This window comes from Aminobacter sp. Piv2-1 (genome assembly GCF_037625995.1).
Classification (GTDB): Bacteria; Pseudomonadota; Alphaproteobacteria; order Rhizobiales; family Rhizobiaceae; genus Aminobacter.
This window is the reverse complement of record NZ_JARKMU010000005.1, coordinates 187,018-204,221: the sequence shown is the minus strand read 5'-3', so window position 1 is coordinate 204,221 and position 17,204 is coordinate 187,018. Positions and strand designations below refer to the sequence as shown.

Genomic DNA, 17,204 nt, shown 5'->3' with positions numbered 1-17,204 from the left:
TGGCACCCCCAAAACGCACGCGTCCGCGCCCCGCCTGGGCAGGTGCAAATGCGAGCGAGAACTCACGAAAGCTGGGAAAAAAGACCGGGCTCGAAACTTTCCGGCCGCACGCTCTACAAGCGCGCTTGAGTCATAAAAGGCGACTCGGGGGTCAACGTCAAGAAGTCGTTTATGCAGATTTTATGACCCCAATATCTTGTGTGCGGCAAGTGTGGATAACGGGGAGAACGGCGCCCCTCCGGAGAGGGTAACCGGAGCGCCGGGGACAGCGCCCCAGACCATGGATCCGGCCGCCAGGCGGCGGTCCGGTCGCATTTGCGCAACGCCAGACGATATTGTCCGGCGGCAAGATGTCTTATGCGGCGACCCTGGTCTGCGCCGCGCCGAAGGCGAGGATGAGGCGGCCGAGATCGGCTTCGTTGACCATGCGGGCAGCCTCGCCGGGCGTCACCCACTTGCGCGTGCGCTGGCGCCGCTCTTTCCACTTTTCCGCGACCTTGCGCACCTCGAGCGGGTAGACGAGCACTTCGCAGGCGACATGCTCGCCGCCGGCGAGCTCCTTGCTGTAGTAGTAGCGCCCGGTCTCGTGGGTATCGATCGAGCCGCTCAGGCCGGCTTCTTCGCTCGCTTCGCGTGCGGCGGTCTCGCACAGCCGTTCGGACTCCTCGGGCCAGCCCTTGGGCAGGACCCAGCGCCCGGTGTCGCGGCTGGTGATCAGCATGATCTCGATGGCGCCTGATGCGGTCCGGTGCCAGGGCAGGGCCGCGACCTGGAGCCGGCAGGCCGAGGCTCCAAAGAGCCGGCGCAAGCGCTCGACCAGATAGTTGTGATTCATCAGCATAGGCGCCTGCCCGAGTCCGAGACTCAACTGCCGTTTCACCGATTGTAGGGTTAATCCTCCGTAACAAAAGTAAATAGACTGATAACGAAAACGCCCGGCCAGCTGGCCGGGCGTCGAAAGCGGTCGGAATGTCGGGGAGACCCGAAAAACGCGCGATCAACCCTTGTGATCGTCGGCGATCGGCTTCTGGTAGGTGAAGCCCATGTCCCAGGGGAAGTAGATCCAGGTGTCCTGCGACACCTCGGTGACGAAGGTGTCGACCAGCGGCCGGCCCTTGGGCTTGGCATAGACGGTGGCGAAATGCGCTTTGGGCATCATGGCGCGGACGATGGCCGCGGTCTTGCCGGTGTCGGTCAGGTCGTCGACGATCAGGATGCCTTCGCCTTCGCCCTCGAGCAGGCTGGGGGTGATTTCCTTGAGCACGTGGAGCTGACCCTGCGAGTCATAGTCGTGGTAGGAGGCCACGCACACGCTCTCGATAACGCGGATGCCGAGTTCGCGCGAAATAATGGCAGCAGGCACCAGGCCGCCGCGGGTGATGCAGACGATCGCCTTCCACTGTCCGTTGACGCCGGACAGGCGCCAGGCGAGCGCGCGGGCGTCGCGGTGGAACTGGTCCCAGGACACGGGAAAGGCTTTTTCGGGAAGGGACATCGACGCGCACTCCTGATAGCGCGCCAAACGCGCGCGAAAACTGGGGAATGCAGGCGGAATTAGCCGGAAAGCCCCGCTCTTGGCAAGCGGGGCCGTGCAAAATCGAGGGAAACGTCAGCGTGAAAGCAGGACCGCCACGTCGCCGGCCTGCAAGACGCTGCGCGTGATGCCGCCGAACAGGAACTCGCGCAGCCATGAATGGCTGTAGGCGCCCATCACCAGAAGGTCGGCGCCGCTCTCGACGACCTTGTCGTGGATGACGGCGTCGACCGAGTGGCCGCGGGAGTCCTGCAGGCTGACCGACACCTTGGCGCCGTGGCGGGAGAAGGCCGCCGCCATCTCGGCTCCGGCCGAATCCTTGCTGCGGACGTCGGTGTCCGAGGGGTCCACCACCAGGATCTCGGTGTGGTTGGCCTCGATGACGAAGGGCAGCGCGTCGAACGCGGCGCGCGCCGCCTCGCGGCTTCCGTTCCAGGCGACGACGAGGCGGTTGAAGGTCGAGATGAGCGGTCCCGAATGCGGGACGACGAGCACCGGCCGGCCGGCCTCGTAGATCAGGGAATCGATGTCGGCGGCGACCGAGTCCTTTGTTTCGGCGGAACCCTGCGAGACCATCACGAGATCGGCGCAGCGGGCGCTCTCGACGCCCGACAGGGCGCTGTCGCCGGAAAAGCTCTCGAAGCTGCGCCATTCGTAGGACAGCCCAGCCGGCTCCATGCGGGCGAGATAGGCGCGTTCGATCTTTTCGGCCCGCTCCTTGCACAGTTCCGCATTGGCCTGGATGAATTCCGTGTCGGGAAAGCCCACCGCCGTGGTGTAGGGCATCGCCAGCGCCTCGGCATGGACGCCGATCAGGTGGCTTTCGTGGCGCTCGGCGAAGGGGATTGCCACGTCCAGCACGCGGGCGACGTCGCGCTCGCTCTGGATGATGGCGACGATGGTCTTGAACGGCATGGCAACCTCCTTTGCTTGAACCTCAAAAGCCTGGTTCGACAAAGAAACAGTATCGTGCCCGCTGTTGTTCCGGGTTGATCGACGTCAACCCAATACTACGCCGCTTTCGCGATTTCCGACAGCATTGCCTCGATGGCGCTACTGGCGCGCTCCATTGCTTCTTGCGAGCGCGAGCGGACGACGAGTTCGGTCCAGAACTTGCCGTCGAGATATTTCGGGTAGGAGCCGATGATGGTGTCGGGATGCGCCTTCTGGATCTCGGCCAGCGGCCCGCCGATGGTGCCTTCGCCATAGGGGCAGGGGATGGTGGTGGAGAGCAGCCTGGCGCCGGTCCTGAGGCTGGGCACGACGTTGTCGAGCATCGCCTGGAAGATCGACGGGACGCCGGCCATGACATGGACATTGCCGATGCGGAAGCCAGGCGCCACCGAAACCGGGTTCAGGATGAGGTCGGCGCCGCGCGGCATGCGCGCCATGCGCTTGCGCGCCTCGGAGAACTCCAGGCCGCGCGAGGCATAGTTGGCCTCGAGCATGGCGTAGGCGCGCGGCTCGTACTCGCAGGGCACGCCGAACGCCTTGGAGACGGAATCGGCGGTGATGTCGTCATGCGTCGGGCCGATGCCGCCGGTGGTGAAGACGTAAGTGTAGCGCGCCCTGAGCGCGTTGACGGCGGCGACGATCTCGTCCTCCTCGTCGGGCACGACGCGCACTTGCTTGAGGTCGATGCCGACGGCGGTCATCATCTCGGCGAGGTGGCCGATGTTCTTGTCCTTGGTGCGGCCGGACAGGATCTCGTCGCCGATGACGATCATTGCTGCGGTGACGATATCGGTCATTTCGCGCGCTCCGTTGTGGGCCCACGTCAGATACAGGCCACAGCGCGAGGCGGCAATAGTCGCCGATCTGTGAACGATGCGTCACGGTTGGGGGCGCTTTCGCTGAACGGGCTTTGCATTACATCTTGGCCATCGCCGACGCGAGACGGCGCAACGAGATTTCCTGCTGGAGAGATGAAATGGCTAAGATTCTTGTTCTCTACTATTCGAGCTGGGGCCACATGGAACAGATGGCCAAGGCTGCCGCCGAAGGCGCGCGTGCCGCCGGCGCCGACGTGACCATCAAGCGCGTTCCCGAGCTGGTGCCCGAAGCCGTCGCCAAGGCCGCCTACTACAAGCTCGACCAGGAGGCGCCGATCGCCGAGCCGCTCGAACTGGCCGACTATGACGGCATCATCATCGGTACCGCCACCCGTTACGGCACCATGGCCTCGCAGATGAAGAACTTCCTCGACCAGACCGGCCCGCTCTGGGCCAAGGGTGCGCTGCTCGACAAGGTCGGCTCGGTGATGGTGTCGACCGCCACCCAACACGGCGGCGCCGAACTCGCGCTGATCAACGCCCAGATCCACCTGCAGCACCACGGCATGGTGATCGTGCCGCTGTCCTATGCCTACCAGGGCCAGATGGGCAACGACGTGGTCCGCGGCGGCGCGCCCTACGGCATGACCACCACCTCGGACGGCGACGGCTCGCGCCAGCCCTCCGCGCAGGAGCTCGAAGGCGCCCACTTCCAGGGCAAGCGCGTGGCCGAGATCACCATGCGCCTGCACGGCAAGGGCACCAAGTCGGCCCAGGAAGCCGCGTAAGCCTCTACACCGACGCCATCTTCGAACGGGCGGCCTCGCGGCCGCCCGTTTTGCATCCGGGCGGGCCTTGCCGGAGCGGCGCCCGGCGGTAAGGTGGCGGCCGGTCTTCGGCGGAGAGCTTCTGGTGGTCGCCTCGTTTCTGTTCTGGCTCGGCACGGCCGCGGTTCTCGTCGCCGCCTTCGCCGGCGGCTACTTCGTGCTCGCCACCCGGCGCATCGCCGGCGAGGCCGAGCGGGCGGTGCCGGCGTCGGGCAAGTTCCTCGACCTCGGCGAGCATCGCATCCACTATTTCGAGCAGGGCGAGGGCAGGCCGATCCTGTTCGTCCACGGCTTGGGCGGCCAGTCGCATCATTTCCGCGGCACGCTGTTTGCCGAACTCGGCCAGGACTTTCGCCTCGTCGCCCTCGACCGTCCCGGGTCGGGCTATTCGGCGCGGCCGTCCGGCTTCACCGGCAGGCTGACAGAGCAGGCGGAACTGCTGCGCCGCTTCATCGACGCGCTGGGGCTGGAGAAGCCGCTGGTCGTCGGCCATTCGCTGGGCGGCGCGGTCGCGCTGACGCTGGCGCTGCAGCACCCGGAGGCAATCTCGGGCCTGGCGCTGCTTGCGCCGCTGACCCACCTCGAAGACGAGGTGCGGCCCGAATTCCGGTCGCTCTATGTGCGCTCGCCCCTGCTCAGGTCCACCCTGGCGCAGACGCTGTGGGTGCCGACGTCGCTGAGATATGCGCCGCAGACGCTCGCCTTCGTGTTCGGGCCACAGGCCCCGACGAAGGACTACGGCATCGCCGGCGGCGGACTGGCCGGCCTGCGCCCGAGCCACATCTACGCGACCTCCTCGGATCTCGTGGCGATCGAGCACGATCTCGGCGCCGTCGAGGCGCGTTACGAGGAGATCGCCATGCCGGTCGGCGTGATGTTCGGCAAGGCCGACCGCGTGCTCGACTACAGGCTGAACGGGGAGCCGCTGATCGGCCGCATCGGCAATCTCGAACTCGAGCTGGTCGAGGGGCTTGGCCACATGCCGCAATTCATCGAGCCGCGGCGGGTCGCCGACTTCATCCGGCGGATCGCCGGACGGGCCTTTGCCTAGGACATTGACCTCCCCGCCACGCGTGCTCAAGTCTCCTGACCGCCGGCCAGGCTAGTCGGAGACCTCCGTGTCCGGCCGGTCGTCGCCGCGGGCGACCTCGTCGTGCCAGCGGCCCTCGGCGTCTTCAAACTGGATGCCGTCGGTCGAGCCGGCCACCCGCTGCTCGGCGGCAGCGGTTTCGGCGGCGCGCAGGGCATCCTCGTGGCTGGGGAACGTCTCGGAATAGGTCTCGCCGACCTTGTACGCCCAGCCGCCGTCGTGCTGGACGATTTCGTAGAAGAGCTTGGCCATCGTCGATCCTCGATTGGCGGTCATGGCCGCTCAAACGTCGACGCGGGCAATTGGTTGCACGGACACCGCCGAAATGCGGCGGGGCAGGGCCGTCTTTTGCCTCAGAGCGGCACGATGGAGAGGATCACCCAGGCGCTGCAGAGCGCGGCTGCGACACCGTAGCAGGCGGTGCGGTGTCTTTCCCAGAAGTACGGCGCACGTTCCCAGTTGTACTGCATACGCATATCCCCTCTTACTTCTACGCGGTGAAGTTGTATTTCACCCTGTAACAATCTGCAATTTCGGAGAGACGTTTTGCCGAATCAAAAACGCCGCCAAGTTGCATTTTGGCAACAGCACGGATTTGTTTCGAAGCCGCGTCGTCGGGTTACCGGGCGGAAACGCTCGCCAGTGAGACCCAGCGCGGGCTGGGTTTGACCTGGCGGCACCGGGCGGGCGACTATCGTAGTCCCGGCCTCCGGCGAACGGATCAGCGAGACGACCATGAAGAGCAGGATCATCGAAAGGCGCATGCTGCACCGGGGCTGGGCGACGCTCGAGCGCCGCGTCCTGGACGTCGACAAATTCGATGGCGGCAGCGCGACCCTGATCCGCGAGGTCTTCACCAGTGGCGACGCGGCGGCGGTGCTGCCGTTCGACCGCGAGCGCGGCACCGTGCTTCTGATCAACCAGTATTGCGCCGGAGCCGATGCCTGGGTGCTGACCGTATGCGCCGGCAAGCTCGACCTGGACGCGCCGGAGGCGGCGGCCATCCGCGAGGCCGAGGAGGAACTGGGCTACCGCATCGGCAATTGCGCGCATGTGACGACCGCCTATGTCAGCCCCGGCGCCAACACCGAACGGATCGCGCTGTTCCTGGCCACCTACGGTGCTGCCGACAAGGTATCGGACGGCGGTGGGGTCGCGACCGAACACGAGGACATAGAGGTCGTCGAAATGACGTTCGCCGAGGCACTTGGCAAAGTCCGCTCGGGCAAGATCTGCGACCTGAAGACGATCGTGCTGCTGCAGCACCTCGCCGCTCTCGAACGCGGCGAAGATGTGCGGCGCTGATTGTGCGACGTCCGGCGAATGGCGGCGCATCGGCTCTGCGAAAGGTGGCGTTTCAAGCTGTGAGCATGGCGGCGCAGCCTTGCTTCGCGCGCCAGATCGACGTGGTGCGGACGGCGGGGATCGAACCCGCATAGCCGAGGCTGAGGGATTTTAAGTCCCTTGCGTCTACCAGTTCCGCCACGTCCGCCTGGGCGGAACTGGTAAAGCAGCCGGGCGATATTGCAAGTGCCGGCCGGCGCTTGGCGCTGTTTCCGGTCGACGAATTCGAGCGCGGATTTGTGTCGTCGCCGAAGCCCGCCGCGCGAGATCTGCGCTTGGGGGACCTGGTCTAGTTGCAGTTGCGCCTGCGGGTGGCGTCGATCGTGGCCTGCTCGGCCTGGAGCCGTTCAATTCTGGCCGTCTGCCTGTCCTGGATGAGGTCGACGGCCTTGGCCCCGCCCGGAGCCCAGAACGGCACGTTCCATTTGGCGACCCGTCCTCGGCTTATCGCGGTGGCCGAAATGCCCTTCGAAGTGCCGCCGATCTCGTTGTTGAGTTCGGAACAGGACAACGCGCCGTATTTCGAGGCATCGACGGGGCCGCCGCCTGGCTGCGTGGCACAACCCGAGACCAAGGCAAGGGCGAGAGCGAGTGCTTTCGTCTGCATCCGGGCAGCCTAACAAGACCATGCCGGGATTGGAACCGGCACGACCTGCCTGGCCGGTCGGCCGCTTGTTCCTCTGAAGCGGAGCCAGACGCGCTGCGGCAACCTCATGTGCAAAAAGCCAACGGGCGGAAGATCCGCCCGTTGATAGCGCCGGGAATGCGCGATCCCCCTCAGGCGTCTTCCTCGACGAAGACCTCGTCGCGCTTCTTGCGCACCGCCGGCAGCAGCACCACGACCAGCACGGCGGCGGCGATCGCGAGCAGCAGCGCGCTGATCGGCCGCGTGACGAAGGTGGTGGGGTCGCCGCGCGACAGGATCATGGCGCGGCGCAGGTTTTCCTCGAGCAGCGGCCCGAGCACGAAGCCGAGCAGCAGCGGCGCCGGCTCGCAGCGCAGCTTGACCAGCGCGTAGCCGATCAGGCCGAAGAAGGCGACGGCATAGAGGTCGAAGACGTTGGAATTGACGCTGTAGACGCCGATGGCGCAGAACGCCATGATGATCGGGAACAGCACGTAATAGGGCACCGTCAGCAGCTTCACCCACAGCCCGATGAGCGGCAGGTTGAGGATGATCAGCATCAGGTTGCCGATCCACATCGAGGCGATGATGCCCCAGAACAGCGCCGGCTGCTCGGTGGCGACGTTGGGGCCGGGCACGATGCCCTGGATGATCATCGCGCCGATCATCAGCGCCATGACCGGGTTGGCCGGGATGCCGAGCGTCAGCATCGGGATGAACGAGGTCTGCGCGCCGGCGTTGTTGGCCGATTCCGGCCCGGCGACGCCGGCGATGGCACCCTTGCCGAACTCCTGCGGACGGTCGGACAGGCGCTTTTCCACCGTGTAGGAGGCAAAGGCCGCGAGGATGGCGCCGCCGCCGGGCAGGATGCCGAGCGCCGAGCCGATCGCCGTGCCGCGCAGGATGGGCGCTGCCATGCGCTTGAAGTCGTCGCGCGTCGGCATCAGGCCGGAGACCTTGGCCATCAGAACCTCACGGGTCTTTTCGCTTTCGAGGTTGCGCAGGATCTCGGCGATGCCGAAGACGCCGACGGCGACGGCGACGAAGTTGAGCCCGTCGGCATATTCGCGAATGCCGAGGGTGAAGCGCGGCGTGCCGGTGTAGATGTCGGTGCCGACGAGGCCGAGCAGCAGGCCGAGCACGACCATGGCCAGCGCCTTGACGATGGAGCCGTGGGCCAGCGCGATGGAGGAGACCAGGCCGACGACCATCAGCGAGAAATATTCGGCCGCGCCGAACTGCAGCGCGATCGCGGTGAGCGGCGGGGCGAAGATGGCGACCAGGAAGGTGGACACCGTGCCGGCGAAGAAGGAGCCGATGGCGGCGATGGCGAGGGCGGCCCCGGCGCGGCCCTTGCGGGCCATCTGGTAGCCGTCGATGGCGGTGACGGCGGACGAGGATTCGCCGGGCATGTTGATGAGGATCGCCGTGGTCGAGCCGCCATATTGCGCGCCGTAGTAGATGCCGGCGAGCATGATCAGCGACGACACCGGGTCGCCGATCTGGAAGGTGATCGGCAACAGCATGGCGATGGTTGCGGTTGCGCCGATGCCGGGCAGCACGCCGATGAGCGTGCCGAGCAGCACGCCGATCAGGCAGAAGCCGAGGTTGGCGAGTGTGGAGGCGGTCGAGAAGCCGAGCGCGAGATTGCTGAAGAGCTCCATATGAATGTCCTCCTCAGAACGGCAGCCAGGGGCCGAAGCGCTGGAACGGCAGGCCGAGCGCGTAGCTGAACACCGCCACCGAGAAGAGGGTGACGGCAAACGCCAGCGCCAGCGCGGCGAGCGGCTTCATGCGCGACGAGGCGAAGGCGGCGATCAGGCAGGTGACGAACAGCGACGGCACGAAGCCCAGGCCGCGCACGGTGAGCCCGAAGAAGATCGGCGCCGGCAGGATGAAGGCCATGCCGCGCCAGGCGATCGGGCCAATCGGCTCGCCTTCGACGCGTGTCGCCTGGATGACGATGACGAGGCCGAGCACGACCAGCACCAGCGACAGCGCCAGCGGGAAGTAGCCGGGGCCCATGCGCAGCGAGGTGCCCAGTTCGAGGCCGAGCGCCTGGTAGGCGAAGAAGGCGCCGGCGGCGGTGAGCAGCGCACCGCAGGCGCCATTGGTGGGGTCGATGGAAAGCTTGTTCATGGGATGACCGCCTCTTTGGATGGCTGGATCAATTGAGCGAAGCACTGCCCCTCATCGCCTGCCGGCACCTTCTCCGCGCAGACGGGGAGAAGGGATTTGGCATCAGGAGCCACGCACAGTTGGCGACGTCGGCGCAGTGGAGTGCGGCAGTCTACCTTCTCCCCGCAGACGGAGAGAAGGTGCCGGCCCTTCGATAAATTCAGGACCGGAGGGGCAGCGCCGCCGGAAATCAGCGGCGGCACCAATCCGCAACTGCCTTTCGCCTCAGTCGGCGTACTGGCCGGCGGCCTCGATGATCGGCTTCCAGCGGGCGATCTCGCCTTCGAGCTTGGCCTTCAGTGCCGCCGGGGTGGCATCGGCCTCGGGCGACGGCGTGGTGCCGAGCTCGGCGAAGCGGGCGATCACGTTCGGATCCTTCAGTGCTGCCTGCAGCGACTTGGACAGGCGCTCGGTCACTTCGGCCGGCGTTCCCTTGGGGGCGTAGAGGCCGTGCCAGATGCCGATTTCAAGGCCCTCGACGCCGCCTTCCTTGGTGGTCGGAACGTCTTTCAGGACGTCGAGACGCGCGGGCGAGGTCACGGCGTAAGCCTTGATGGTGCCGCCCTGGATCTGCTTGGTGGTGTTGGTGGTCTGGTCGCACATGATGTCGACCTGGCCGCCGAGCAGGTCGGTCATGGCCGGGCCGGTGCCCTTGTAGGGGACGGTGACCAGCGGCGTGCCGATGGCGCTCATGAACAGCATGCCGCAGAGATGCGAGGCGGCGCCGATGCCGGCATTGGCGACGGTGACGGTATCCTTGTTGGCCTTGGCGTATTCGACAAGGCCCTTGAGGTCGGTCGCCTCGAGGTCCTTGCGGGCGACGATGGTCATCGGCACTTCGGTGACGAGGCCGACATATTCGAAGGCGTTCAGCGGGTCGTAAGCGAGCTTGCGGTAGAGCGACGCGCTGGTGGCCATGCCGATGTGGTGGAGCAGCAGCGTGTAGCCGTCCGGATCGGCGTTGGCGACGCGGCCGGCACCGAGCGTGCCGCCGGCACCGCCGACATTCTCGACGATGACCTGCTGGCCGAGATCCTTGGACATCGATTCGGCGACGAGGCGGGTGACCGTATCGGTCGGGCCGCCGGCCGAGAACGGCACCACCACGGTGATGGTGCGCTCGGGATAGGTCTGTGCGTCGGCGGCGAGCGGGAAAATGGCAACGGCGGCGGCAGTCGCCAGCGAGGCGAAAAGTTTCTTCACGGAATCCTCCCAGGGTCTTGTTCGTGACCTCCACCCGCGCCGCAGATCCTCCCGGCACCGGCAGTGGATGAGCGATTAGGGCGAGGACAGGCCGCGTTGCGCAACGCGCCGGACGGTTTGTCGGCAGAGAAAATGAGGCTCGGGCGTCCGCGATGGGTGGAAACGGTAACATCGGCTTCCGGGCGTGTGTGGAATTCCACACATCGCATCGGCGCTAACCGTCAGAGCCCTCGATGCCGCCGATGCGATTCTTGTCGAGGCCGTAGCGCTGCATCTTCTCGTAGAGCGTCTTGCGCGAGATTCCGAGCGTCTCGTAGACCGGCTTGAGGCTGCCGCCATGGGCGAGGAGGGCGGCCGAGATGGCCTTCTTTTCGAACTCGGCGACGCGGTCGGCGAGTTTCTCGGCTGCGCCGTTGGTTTCGGCTTCCGCCGCCTGCTGGAGCCCGAGGCCGAGGACGAAGCGGTCGGCGGCGTTGCGCAGCTCGCGCACGTTGCCCGGCCAGTCGCGGCGGGCGACGTCGGCCACGATTTGGGCCGGCACCTCGACGTCGTCGCGCCGGTAGCGCGCAGCCGCCTCCCGCACCAGCTGGAGGAACAGCAGCGGCACGTCCTCGCGGCGCGTCGCAAGGTTCGGCATGCGCAGCGTGACCACGTTCAGCCGATAGAGCAGGTCGGCCCGGAAGCGGCCCGCGCCGGCCTCGGCGTCGAGATCGGCCTTGCTGGTGGCGATGAAGCGCACGTCGAGCGGGATGGCCTCGTTGGAGCCGAGGCGGGTGATGACCCGTTCCTGGATGACCCGCAGCAGCTTGGCCTGCAGGTCGGCCGGCATGGAGCCGATCTCGTCGAGCAGGACGGTTCCGCCGCGCGCATGCTCGAACTTGCCGTAGCGCGGGCGCAGCGCGCCGGGAAAGGCGCCGGCCTCGTGGCCGAAGAGTTCGCTTTCGATGAGGGTGGCGGGCAGGGCGGCGCAGTTGATGGCGACGAAGGGCCTGGTGGCGCGGCCGCTGATGTCGTGCAGGGCGCGCGCCGCCACCTCCTTGCCGGTGCCGGTGTCGCCGATGACCAGCACGTCGGCATCGGTGGCGGCGACGGCGCGCAGCTTGTAGCGCAGGTCGACCATGATCTGGCTGCGGCCGGGCAGCCGGGCCTCGATGTCGTCGCGCTTGCCGGCGACGGCGCGCAGCTCGCGGTTCTCGAGCACCAGCTTGCGGCGGTCGATGGCGCGCGCCGCCATTTCGACCAGATGCTGGGTGGCGAAGGGCTTCTCTACGAAGTCATAGGCGCCTTCGCGCATGGCGCGGACGGCGAGCTGCACGTCGCCGTGGCCGGTGAACAGGATGACCGGGATGTCGGCATCGATCTCGCGGATGCGGCCCAGAAGCGACATCCCGTCCATGCCCGGCATGCGGATGTCGGAGATGACCACGCCGTTGAAGCCCTGGGTGATGAAGTCGAGCGCGCGTTCGGCCGACGCGCTGTCCTGGACGGTGAAGCCGGCAAGGTCGAGCGACTGCGCGGTTGAGCGGCGCAGCTCGTCCTCGTCCTCGACGAGCAGCACGACGGGCGGCTTCATTCCGCCGCCTCGCGGGCGGCCGGCCGTGCCGCGTCGAGCTCGATGGTGAACAAGGCTCCGCCTTCCGGATGATTCACTGCGCCAAGACTCCCCCTGAAGTCCTTGACGATGTTGTAGGAAATCGAAAGGCCCAATCCAAGGCCCTTGCCCACGCCCTTGGTCGAGAAGAACGGATCGAAGATGCGGTCGGCGACGGCTGCCGGCACGCCCGGTCCATGGTCGCGGATGGCGATCACGACCTTGCCGCCGTTGCGGCGCGCGGAGAGCTCGATGCGGCGGTCGGGGCGGCCCTCCACTGCGTCCGCGGCATTCGTGATGATGTTGACCAGTACCTGCTGCAGGCGCACGGAACCTGCCCTGACCGCCAGCGGCACCGGGCCGAGATCGACCGAAAGTGTGGCGTCGGCGGCCTTGAGCCGCCAGGCGACGATCTCCTGGGTGTCGACCATCACCTCGTCGAGGCTGACGGGGCCGAGCTTCTGGTTGGGCTTGCGGGCGAAGTTCCTGAGATGCCGGCTGATGGAGGCCATGCGGTCGGCGAGGCTGGAGATGCGCGAGACGTTGTCGCGCGCCTCCTCGATGCGGGCGCGGTCGATCAGCACGGCGGCATTGTCGGCATAGGTCTTCACCGCCGCGAGCGGCTGGTTGAATTCGTGCGAAAGGGCAGCCGACATCTGGCCGAGCGCGGCGAGCTTGCCGGCCTGGATGAGGTCGGCCTGGGTTTGGCGCAGCTGCTGTTCGGCGGCGCGGCGCTCGGCGACCTCGGTTTCGAGGCGGCTGTTGACCAGCGCAAGGTCGGACGTGCGCTCCTCGACGCGCCGCTCCAGCTCGACCTGGGCGCTCTGCTGCAGCTGCAGGCGCTCGGCGAGGCGGGCGCGGCGCTGCAGGATCACGGCGCCGCCGAGCGTGGCGAGGCTGAGCGCGAGCAGGGCCGAGATGACGGCGGTCAGCGCCTGGGCCTTGGCCGAGGCGGTGTCGGCGAGCACCCGCACCGTCCAGCCTTCCAGCGGCATCGCCTCCGCGAGTTCGATGAATTCGCGCGACCTGCCGCCCTCGTCGATCGTCATCAGCGGATGGCCGGTTTCGGAAACCGTCTGAGTGACGGGCAGTTCGCGCAGCATCTCGTCGGCGTAGCGCCGCGATGCTTCGGTGCGCGCCAGCCGTTCGGGCGTCAGCGGCAGCACGCCGGCATAAAGCCATTCCGGCCGCCCGGTCATGAAGATGATGCCCTCGGGGTCGGTGACGATGATCTGGTGCTCGCCGCCCTTCCAGGACGCCTCGATGCCGTCGATGTCGACCTTGAAGACGACCACGCCGCGGATCTCCATGCCGACCCGGATGGGGGAGGAGAAGTAGTAGCCGCGCTTCAAGGACGTCGTGCCGAGGGCGAAGAAACGCCCGAGATTGCCGCGGATCGCATCCTGATAATAGGGACGGTAGGAGAAGTTCTCGCCGACGAAGCTGATCGGCTGGTCGTAGTTGCTGGCGGCGATGGTGTCGCCGCCGGGAAGAACCACGTAGATGTCCGAAGACTTGAGCAGCGCGTTGATGTCCTTGAGATAGTCGTTGGCGCGCGCGCGTAGCCGGGCATTGTCCGGATCGCTGACGAGCTCCTTGATGTCGTCATTGTCGGCGATGAGCTCGGGCAGGGGCTCGAACCGGCTCATGTTGCCGGCCAGCGCCGCGACCGCAAGGCGCAGCGTCGTCTCGCCGCGCGCCGCGGTCTCGTCCATGTACATGCGCCTGGCGAGCCCGCCGCCGACAACCACGATCGCCAGCGCCAGGACGGCCAGGGCAAGGCCGGGCAGGATCCAGCGGCGACCTCCAGGAAATTTCGGCATCTGCGTGGCGCTAATCCATTGTCGGGTCCGAAGTATAGCGGGGTCGGCAACGCAGACAACCAAGCCCCTGTTTTCCCGCGCGGCTTTCGCTACAGTCGGGGCGAAAGTCCAGAGGAATCCCTGAAATGCCGAAGACCGCACGATTTGCCAAACCCCGCCCGTGGACGGAATCCGCGACCCATCTGGTCGATGTCGCCATGGGCCGCCGCCCGGCCGACCTCGTCATCCGCAACGGCCGCTGGGTGAACGTGCATTCGGGCGAGATCATTGCCGGCACCGATCTTGCAATCACGGCTGGCCGCTTCGCCTATTGCGGGCCGGACGCCAGCCACGCCATCGGCGAGGGCACCAAGGTGGTCGATGCCGGCGGCCGCTACCTCGTGCCCGGCCTGTGCGATGCGCACATGCATGTCGAGAGCGGCATGGTGACGGTGACCGAATTCTCCCGCGCGGTCATCCCGCACGGCACCACCTCGATGTTCATCGACCCGCACGAGATCGCCAACGTGCTGGGCCTGGACGGCGTGCGGCTGATGCATGACGAGGCACTGGCCATGCCGATCAACGTGCATGTGCAGATGCCGTCCTGCGTGCCTTCGGCGCCCGGGCTGGAGAATGCGGGTGCGGCGCTGACCGTCGAGGACGTCGCCGAGGCGATGGGCTGGGAGAACATCATCGGCCTCGGCGAGGTGATGAATTTCCCCGGCGTCGCCGCGAACAACCCGGTCATGTCCGGCGAGATCGCCGCCACCGTGCGCGCCGGCAAGACCGTCGGCGGCCATTATGCCTCGCCCGATCTCGGCCTGCCGTTCCACGGCTATGTCGCCGGCGGGCCGGAGGACGACCACGAGGGCACCCGCGCCGAGGACGCCATAGCGCGCGTCCGCCAGGGCATGAAGGCGATGCTGAGGCTGGGTTCGGCCTGGTACGACGTCGCCAGCCAGATCAAGGCGGTGACCGAGCAGGGCATCGATCCGCGCAACTTCATCCTCTGCACCGACGACAGCCATTCCGGCACGCTGGTGCATGAGGGCCACATGGACCGGGTTGTGCGCCACGCCATCCAGCAGGGCCTGAAGCCGGTGACGGCGATCCAGATGGCGACGATCAACACCGCCCAGCACTTCCGCCTGGAGCGCGAGATCGGCTCGATCGCGCCCGGCAGGCTGGCCGACTTCCTGATCGTCTCGAACCTTGCCGAACTCAGGATCGACGAGGTGTTCGCTCGCGGCGTGCGCGTGGCGAAGGCCGGCAAGCTGGAGATCGACATTCCCGCCTATGCCTACCCCGCTGCCGCGAAGAACACGGTCAAGCTCGGCAAGAAACTCGCCGGCGGCGACTTCGACATCAAGGCGCCGGAGGGCGCAAACGAGGTCCGCGTGCGCGTCATCGGCGTGATCGAGAACCAGGCGCCGACGCGGGCGCTGGAGGCGGACCTTTCGGTCGAGAGCGGCCTCGTGAGCATGGACCGGCGCAACGACGTCTGCCAGATCGCACTGGTCGAGCGCCACAGGGCGACCGGCCAGGTGACCAACGCCTTCGTCTCGGGCTTCGGCTACATGAAGGACTGCGCCATGGCCTCGACGGTGGCGCATGACAGCCATCACATGATCGTGGTCGGCACCAACAAGGCCGACATGGCGCTGGCCGCCAACCGGCTGGGCGAGGTGGGCGGCGGCGTGGTGCTGTTCTCGGAGGGCAAGGAGCTGGCGCTGGTCGAGATGCCGATCGCCGGGCTGATGTCGGACGAGCGCGCCGAGATCGTCGCGGCCAAGGCCGACAGGCTGGTGCAGGCCATGCGCGACATGGGCTGCAGCCTCAACAACGCCTACATGCAGCACTCGCTGCTGGCGCTGGTGGTCATTCCGGAACTGCGCATCTCGGACGTCGGTCTGGTCGACGTGACCAAATTCGAAAAGGTCGACCTGTTCGTGTGAATGCCGAATTTCCCTCCCCACAAGGGGGAGGGAGTCGCCCGCCTTGAGGCTACATCAACCCGCCTTCGAGCAGGCGGAGCCGGTCGGTGACGTCGCGGTCGCTGGCGAAGCCGTCGTCGGTGCGCAGGCGCTGGCCGAGCAGCTTCACCATCTCGGGATTGTCGGCGAACTTGGTGTGGTTGAAGGCGTCGCCGCTCTTGGTGTTCGAAAGGTCGACGACGATGACGCCGTATTCGGCGAGGTCGGCCGCGTTCTTGTAGTCGCCGAGGCGCGGCTTGGAGCCGGCGATCAGGCCCGACAGCTTGAGCGCCCGGTCGTCGTCCGACAGCATCAGGAAGAACGGCTTGGTCGGCTTGCCGTAGCGGCGCATCTGGCTCTTGAACACGTCGACGTCGATGTCGGGCGAGGCCAGCACCACGTCGCCGAGCTTGCCACCGAGGTCGCGGTCGCCGGTGAGCGCCAGCTGGCGCAGTGCCTCCATGGTCACCCACGTGCCCATGGAATGGGCGACGATGTCGATGCGGCGCGCGCCCGACTGGGCCAGCATGCGCAGCGTCGCCTCGAGCTGGTCGCGGGCGGCCGAGGCGCTCTCCTTGTCGTAGACATAGTCGGTCGTGCTGCCGCCCGAAGCCCAGGAGAACAGCACCGGCGTGCCGGTGTAGCCCGAATCCTGCGCGATCTGGGTGGCGCGGTAGACGCCGGCGTCGAAGGAGGTGTTGTAGCCGTGCACGAATACCATGGCGCGGCCGCCGCGCGCGGCGATGTCGGAGCTCAGCGCCTTGGAGAATTCCGGCTGCGTCTCGAAGGTGACCGCGTCGGTGGCGGTGAAGTACTTGCTCGGATCGGCCTCCTTGCCGCTCTTGCGCAGCTCGATCTGACCGACCTTGTGGATCTTCGGCACGGTGACGTTGACGCGCGCGAAGTTGAGCATCGCCGAACGTCCGCGGTCGAAGACCTGCTTGTCGTCGGCCGCGCGCTCGCGCGTCGAGGCGATGAAGATGGCATGGTTGCCGGCTATCTCGGTGACCGGGACGTTGACGACCGAACTCGTCAACAGCTCGCCCGAAGGCTGGTTGATGCAACCGGACAGGAAGAGGGCGGCGGCGACTATGATGAACTTGGACGGCAACACTTCGTAATCTCGCTGACGGGCAGTACGTGCAGGGTAGCTTCTTCCCGAGCGGCTGATAGTGGCGGAAGTAAGTCCGGTCCAGCCGAAAAGGACCACCGCCTGGGCAATTGCGCGCCGGGTGTTGCCCGAATGCCAAAACTGCGGTGGA

General features: G+C 66.7%; 16 protein-coding genes and 1 tRNA gene. 4 read left to right on the top strand and 13 right to left on the bottom strand.

All coding sequences use genetic code 11. The features are described from left to right. Positions 1 to 355: 355 nt before the first annotated feature. From AmiPiv_RS11295 to AmiPiv_RS11280, 4 genes are all read right to left on the bottom strand, one after another. A complete protein-coding gene (locus AmiPiv_RS11295; protein ID WP_340037533.1) occupies positions 356 to 841 on the bottom strand; it encodes an NUDIX hydrolase in 486 nt (161 codons plus the stop codon). Positions 842 to 997: 156 nt separating this feature from the next. Next, entirely contained in the window at positions 998 to 1,495 is a 498-nt protein-coding gene (gene gpt / locus AmiPiv_RS11290) for a xanthine phosphoribosyltransferase (protein ID WP_340037532.1), read from the bottom strand. Positions 1,496 to 1,609: 114 nt separating this feature from the next. Continuing rightward, positions 1,610 to 2,449 (bottom strand): universal stress protein, encoded by an 840-nt coding sequence (locus tag AmiPiv_RS11285; RefSeq protein ID WP_340037531.1) that lies wholly within the window; start codon positions 2,447 to 2,449, stop codon positions 1,610 to 1,612. A gap of 95 nt (positions 2,450 to 2,544) precedes the next feature. After that, positions 2,545 to 3,285, bottom strand: coding sequence for a competence/damage-inducible protein A (locus tag AmiPiv_RS11280; protein WP_340037529.1), 741 nt, complete (start codon positions 3,283 to 3,285; stop codon positions 2,545 to 2,547). 179 nt (positions 3,286 to 3,464) lie between these two features. Here AmiPiv_RS11280 and wrbA point away from each other — a divergent pair, with 179 nt between their 5' ends. Next, the gene (wrbA, locus tag AmiPiv_RS11275) at positions 3,465 to 4,094 is read left to right on the top strand and encodes an NAD(P)H:quinone oxidoreductase type IV (RefSeq protein ID WP_340037527.1); all 630 of its coding nucleotides are present in this window, start codon (positions 3,465 to 3,467) and stop codon (positions 4,092 to 4,094) included. Between the two features lie 124 nt (positions 4,095 to 4,218). Then, positions 4,219 to 5,184, top strand: a complete 966-nt coding sequence (locus AmiPiv_RS11270) for an alpha/beta fold hydrolase (protein WP_340037526.1) — start codon at positions 4,219 to 4,221, stop codon at positions 5,182 to 5,184. Positions 5,185 to 5,235: 51 nt separating this feature from the next. Here AmiPiv_RS11270 and AmiPiv_RS11265 read toward each other — a convergent pair whose 3' ends face one another. After that, positions 5,236 to 5,475 (bottom strand): DUF2188 domain-containing protein, encoded by a 240-nt coding sequence (locus tag AmiPiv_RS11265; protein WP_340037738.1) that lies wholly within the window; start codon positions 5,473 to 5,475, stop codon positions 5,236 to 5,238. A 483-nt stretch (positions 5,476 to 5,958) separates the two neighbouring features. On the opposite strand from AmiPiv_RS11265, the gene AmiPiv_RS11260 reads away from it, so the two are divergent. Beyond that, on the top strand, positions 5,959 to 6,528 hold the full coding sequence (locus AmiPiv_RS11260; protein WP_340037525.1) for an NUDIX domain-containing protein: 570 nt from the start codon (positions 5,959 to 5,961) through the stop codon (positions 6,526 to 6,528). A 102-nt stretch (positions 6,529 to 6,630) separates the two neighbouring features. Here AmiPiv_RS11260 and AmiPiv_RS11255 read toward each other — a convergent pair. From AmiPiv_RS11255 to AmiPiv_RS11225, 7 genes are all read right to left on the bottom strand, one after another. Continuing rightward, positions 6,631 to 6,715: transfer RNA gene (locus tag AmiPiv_RS11255), tRNA-Leu, on the bottom strand. Positions 6,716 to 6,856: 141 nt separating this feature from the next. After that, positions 6,857 to 7,174: a hypothetical protein gene (locus AmiPiv_RS11250; protein WP_340037524.1), complete on the bottom strand. Its 318-nt coding sequence runs from the start codon at positions 7,172 to 7,174 to the stop codon at positions 6,857 to 6,859. Between the two features lie 170 nt (positions 7,175 to 7,344). Next, complete coding sequence (locus AmiPiv_RS11245; RefSeq protein WP_340037523.1) at positions 7,345 to 8,856, bottom strand: tripartite tricarboxylate transporter permease; 1,512 nt, start codon at positions 8,854 to 8,856, stop codon at positions 7,345 to 7,347. A 13-nt stretch (positions 8,857 to 8,869) separates the two neighbouring features. Beyond that, positions 8,870 to 9,331, bottom strand: coding sequence for a tripartite tricarboxylate transporter TctB family protein (locus tag AmiPiv_RS11240; RefSeq protein ID WP_340037522.1), 462 nt, complete (start codon positions 9,329 to 9,331; stop codon positions 8,870 to 8,872). A gap of 264 nt (positions 9,332 to 9,595) precedes the next feature. Next, complete coding sequence (locus AmiPiv_RS11235; protein WP_340037520.1) at positions 9,596 to 10,573, bottom strand: tripartite tricarboxylate transporter substrate-binding protein; 978 nt, start codon at positions 10,571 to 10,573, stop codon at positions 9,596 to 9,598. Positions 10,574 to 10,787: 214 nt separating this feature from the next. Next, entirely contained in the window at positions 10,788 to 12,146 is a 1,359-nt protein-coding gene (locus tag AmiPiv_RS11230; protein WP_340037518.1) for a sigma-54-dependent transcriptional regulator, read from the bottom strand. Continuing rightward, positions 12,143 to 13,987, bottom strand: coding sequence for a sensor histidine kinase (locus tag AmiPiv_RS11225; RefSeq protein WP_340037516.1), 1,845 nt, complete (start codon positions 13,985 to 13,987; stop codon positions 12,143 to 12,145). The genes AmiPiv_RS11230 and AmiPiv_RS11225 overlap by 4 nt, the downstream gene beginning before the upstream one ends. A 125-nt stretch (positions 13,988 to 14,112) precedes the next feature. Between AmiPiv_RS11225 and ade the strand changes: the two genes are divergently transcribed. Further along, positions 14,113 to 15,924, top strand: a complete 1,812-nt coding sequence (ade, locus tag AmiPiv_RS11220; protein WP_340037515.1) for an adenine deaminase — start codon at positions 14,113 to 14,115, stop codon at positions 15,922 to 15,924. Between the two features lie 49 nt (positions 15,925 to 15,973). Here the strand turns inward: ade and AmiPiv_RS11215 are convergent, their stop codons facing one another. Next, on the bottom strand, positions 15,974 to 17,056 hold the full coding sequence (locus tag AmiPiv_RS11215; RefSeq protein ID WP_340037513.1) for an alpha/beta hydrolase: 1,083 nt from the start codon (positions 17,054 to 17,056) through the stop codon (positions 15,974 to 15,976). Positions 17,057 to 17,204 lie beyond the last annotated feature (148 nt).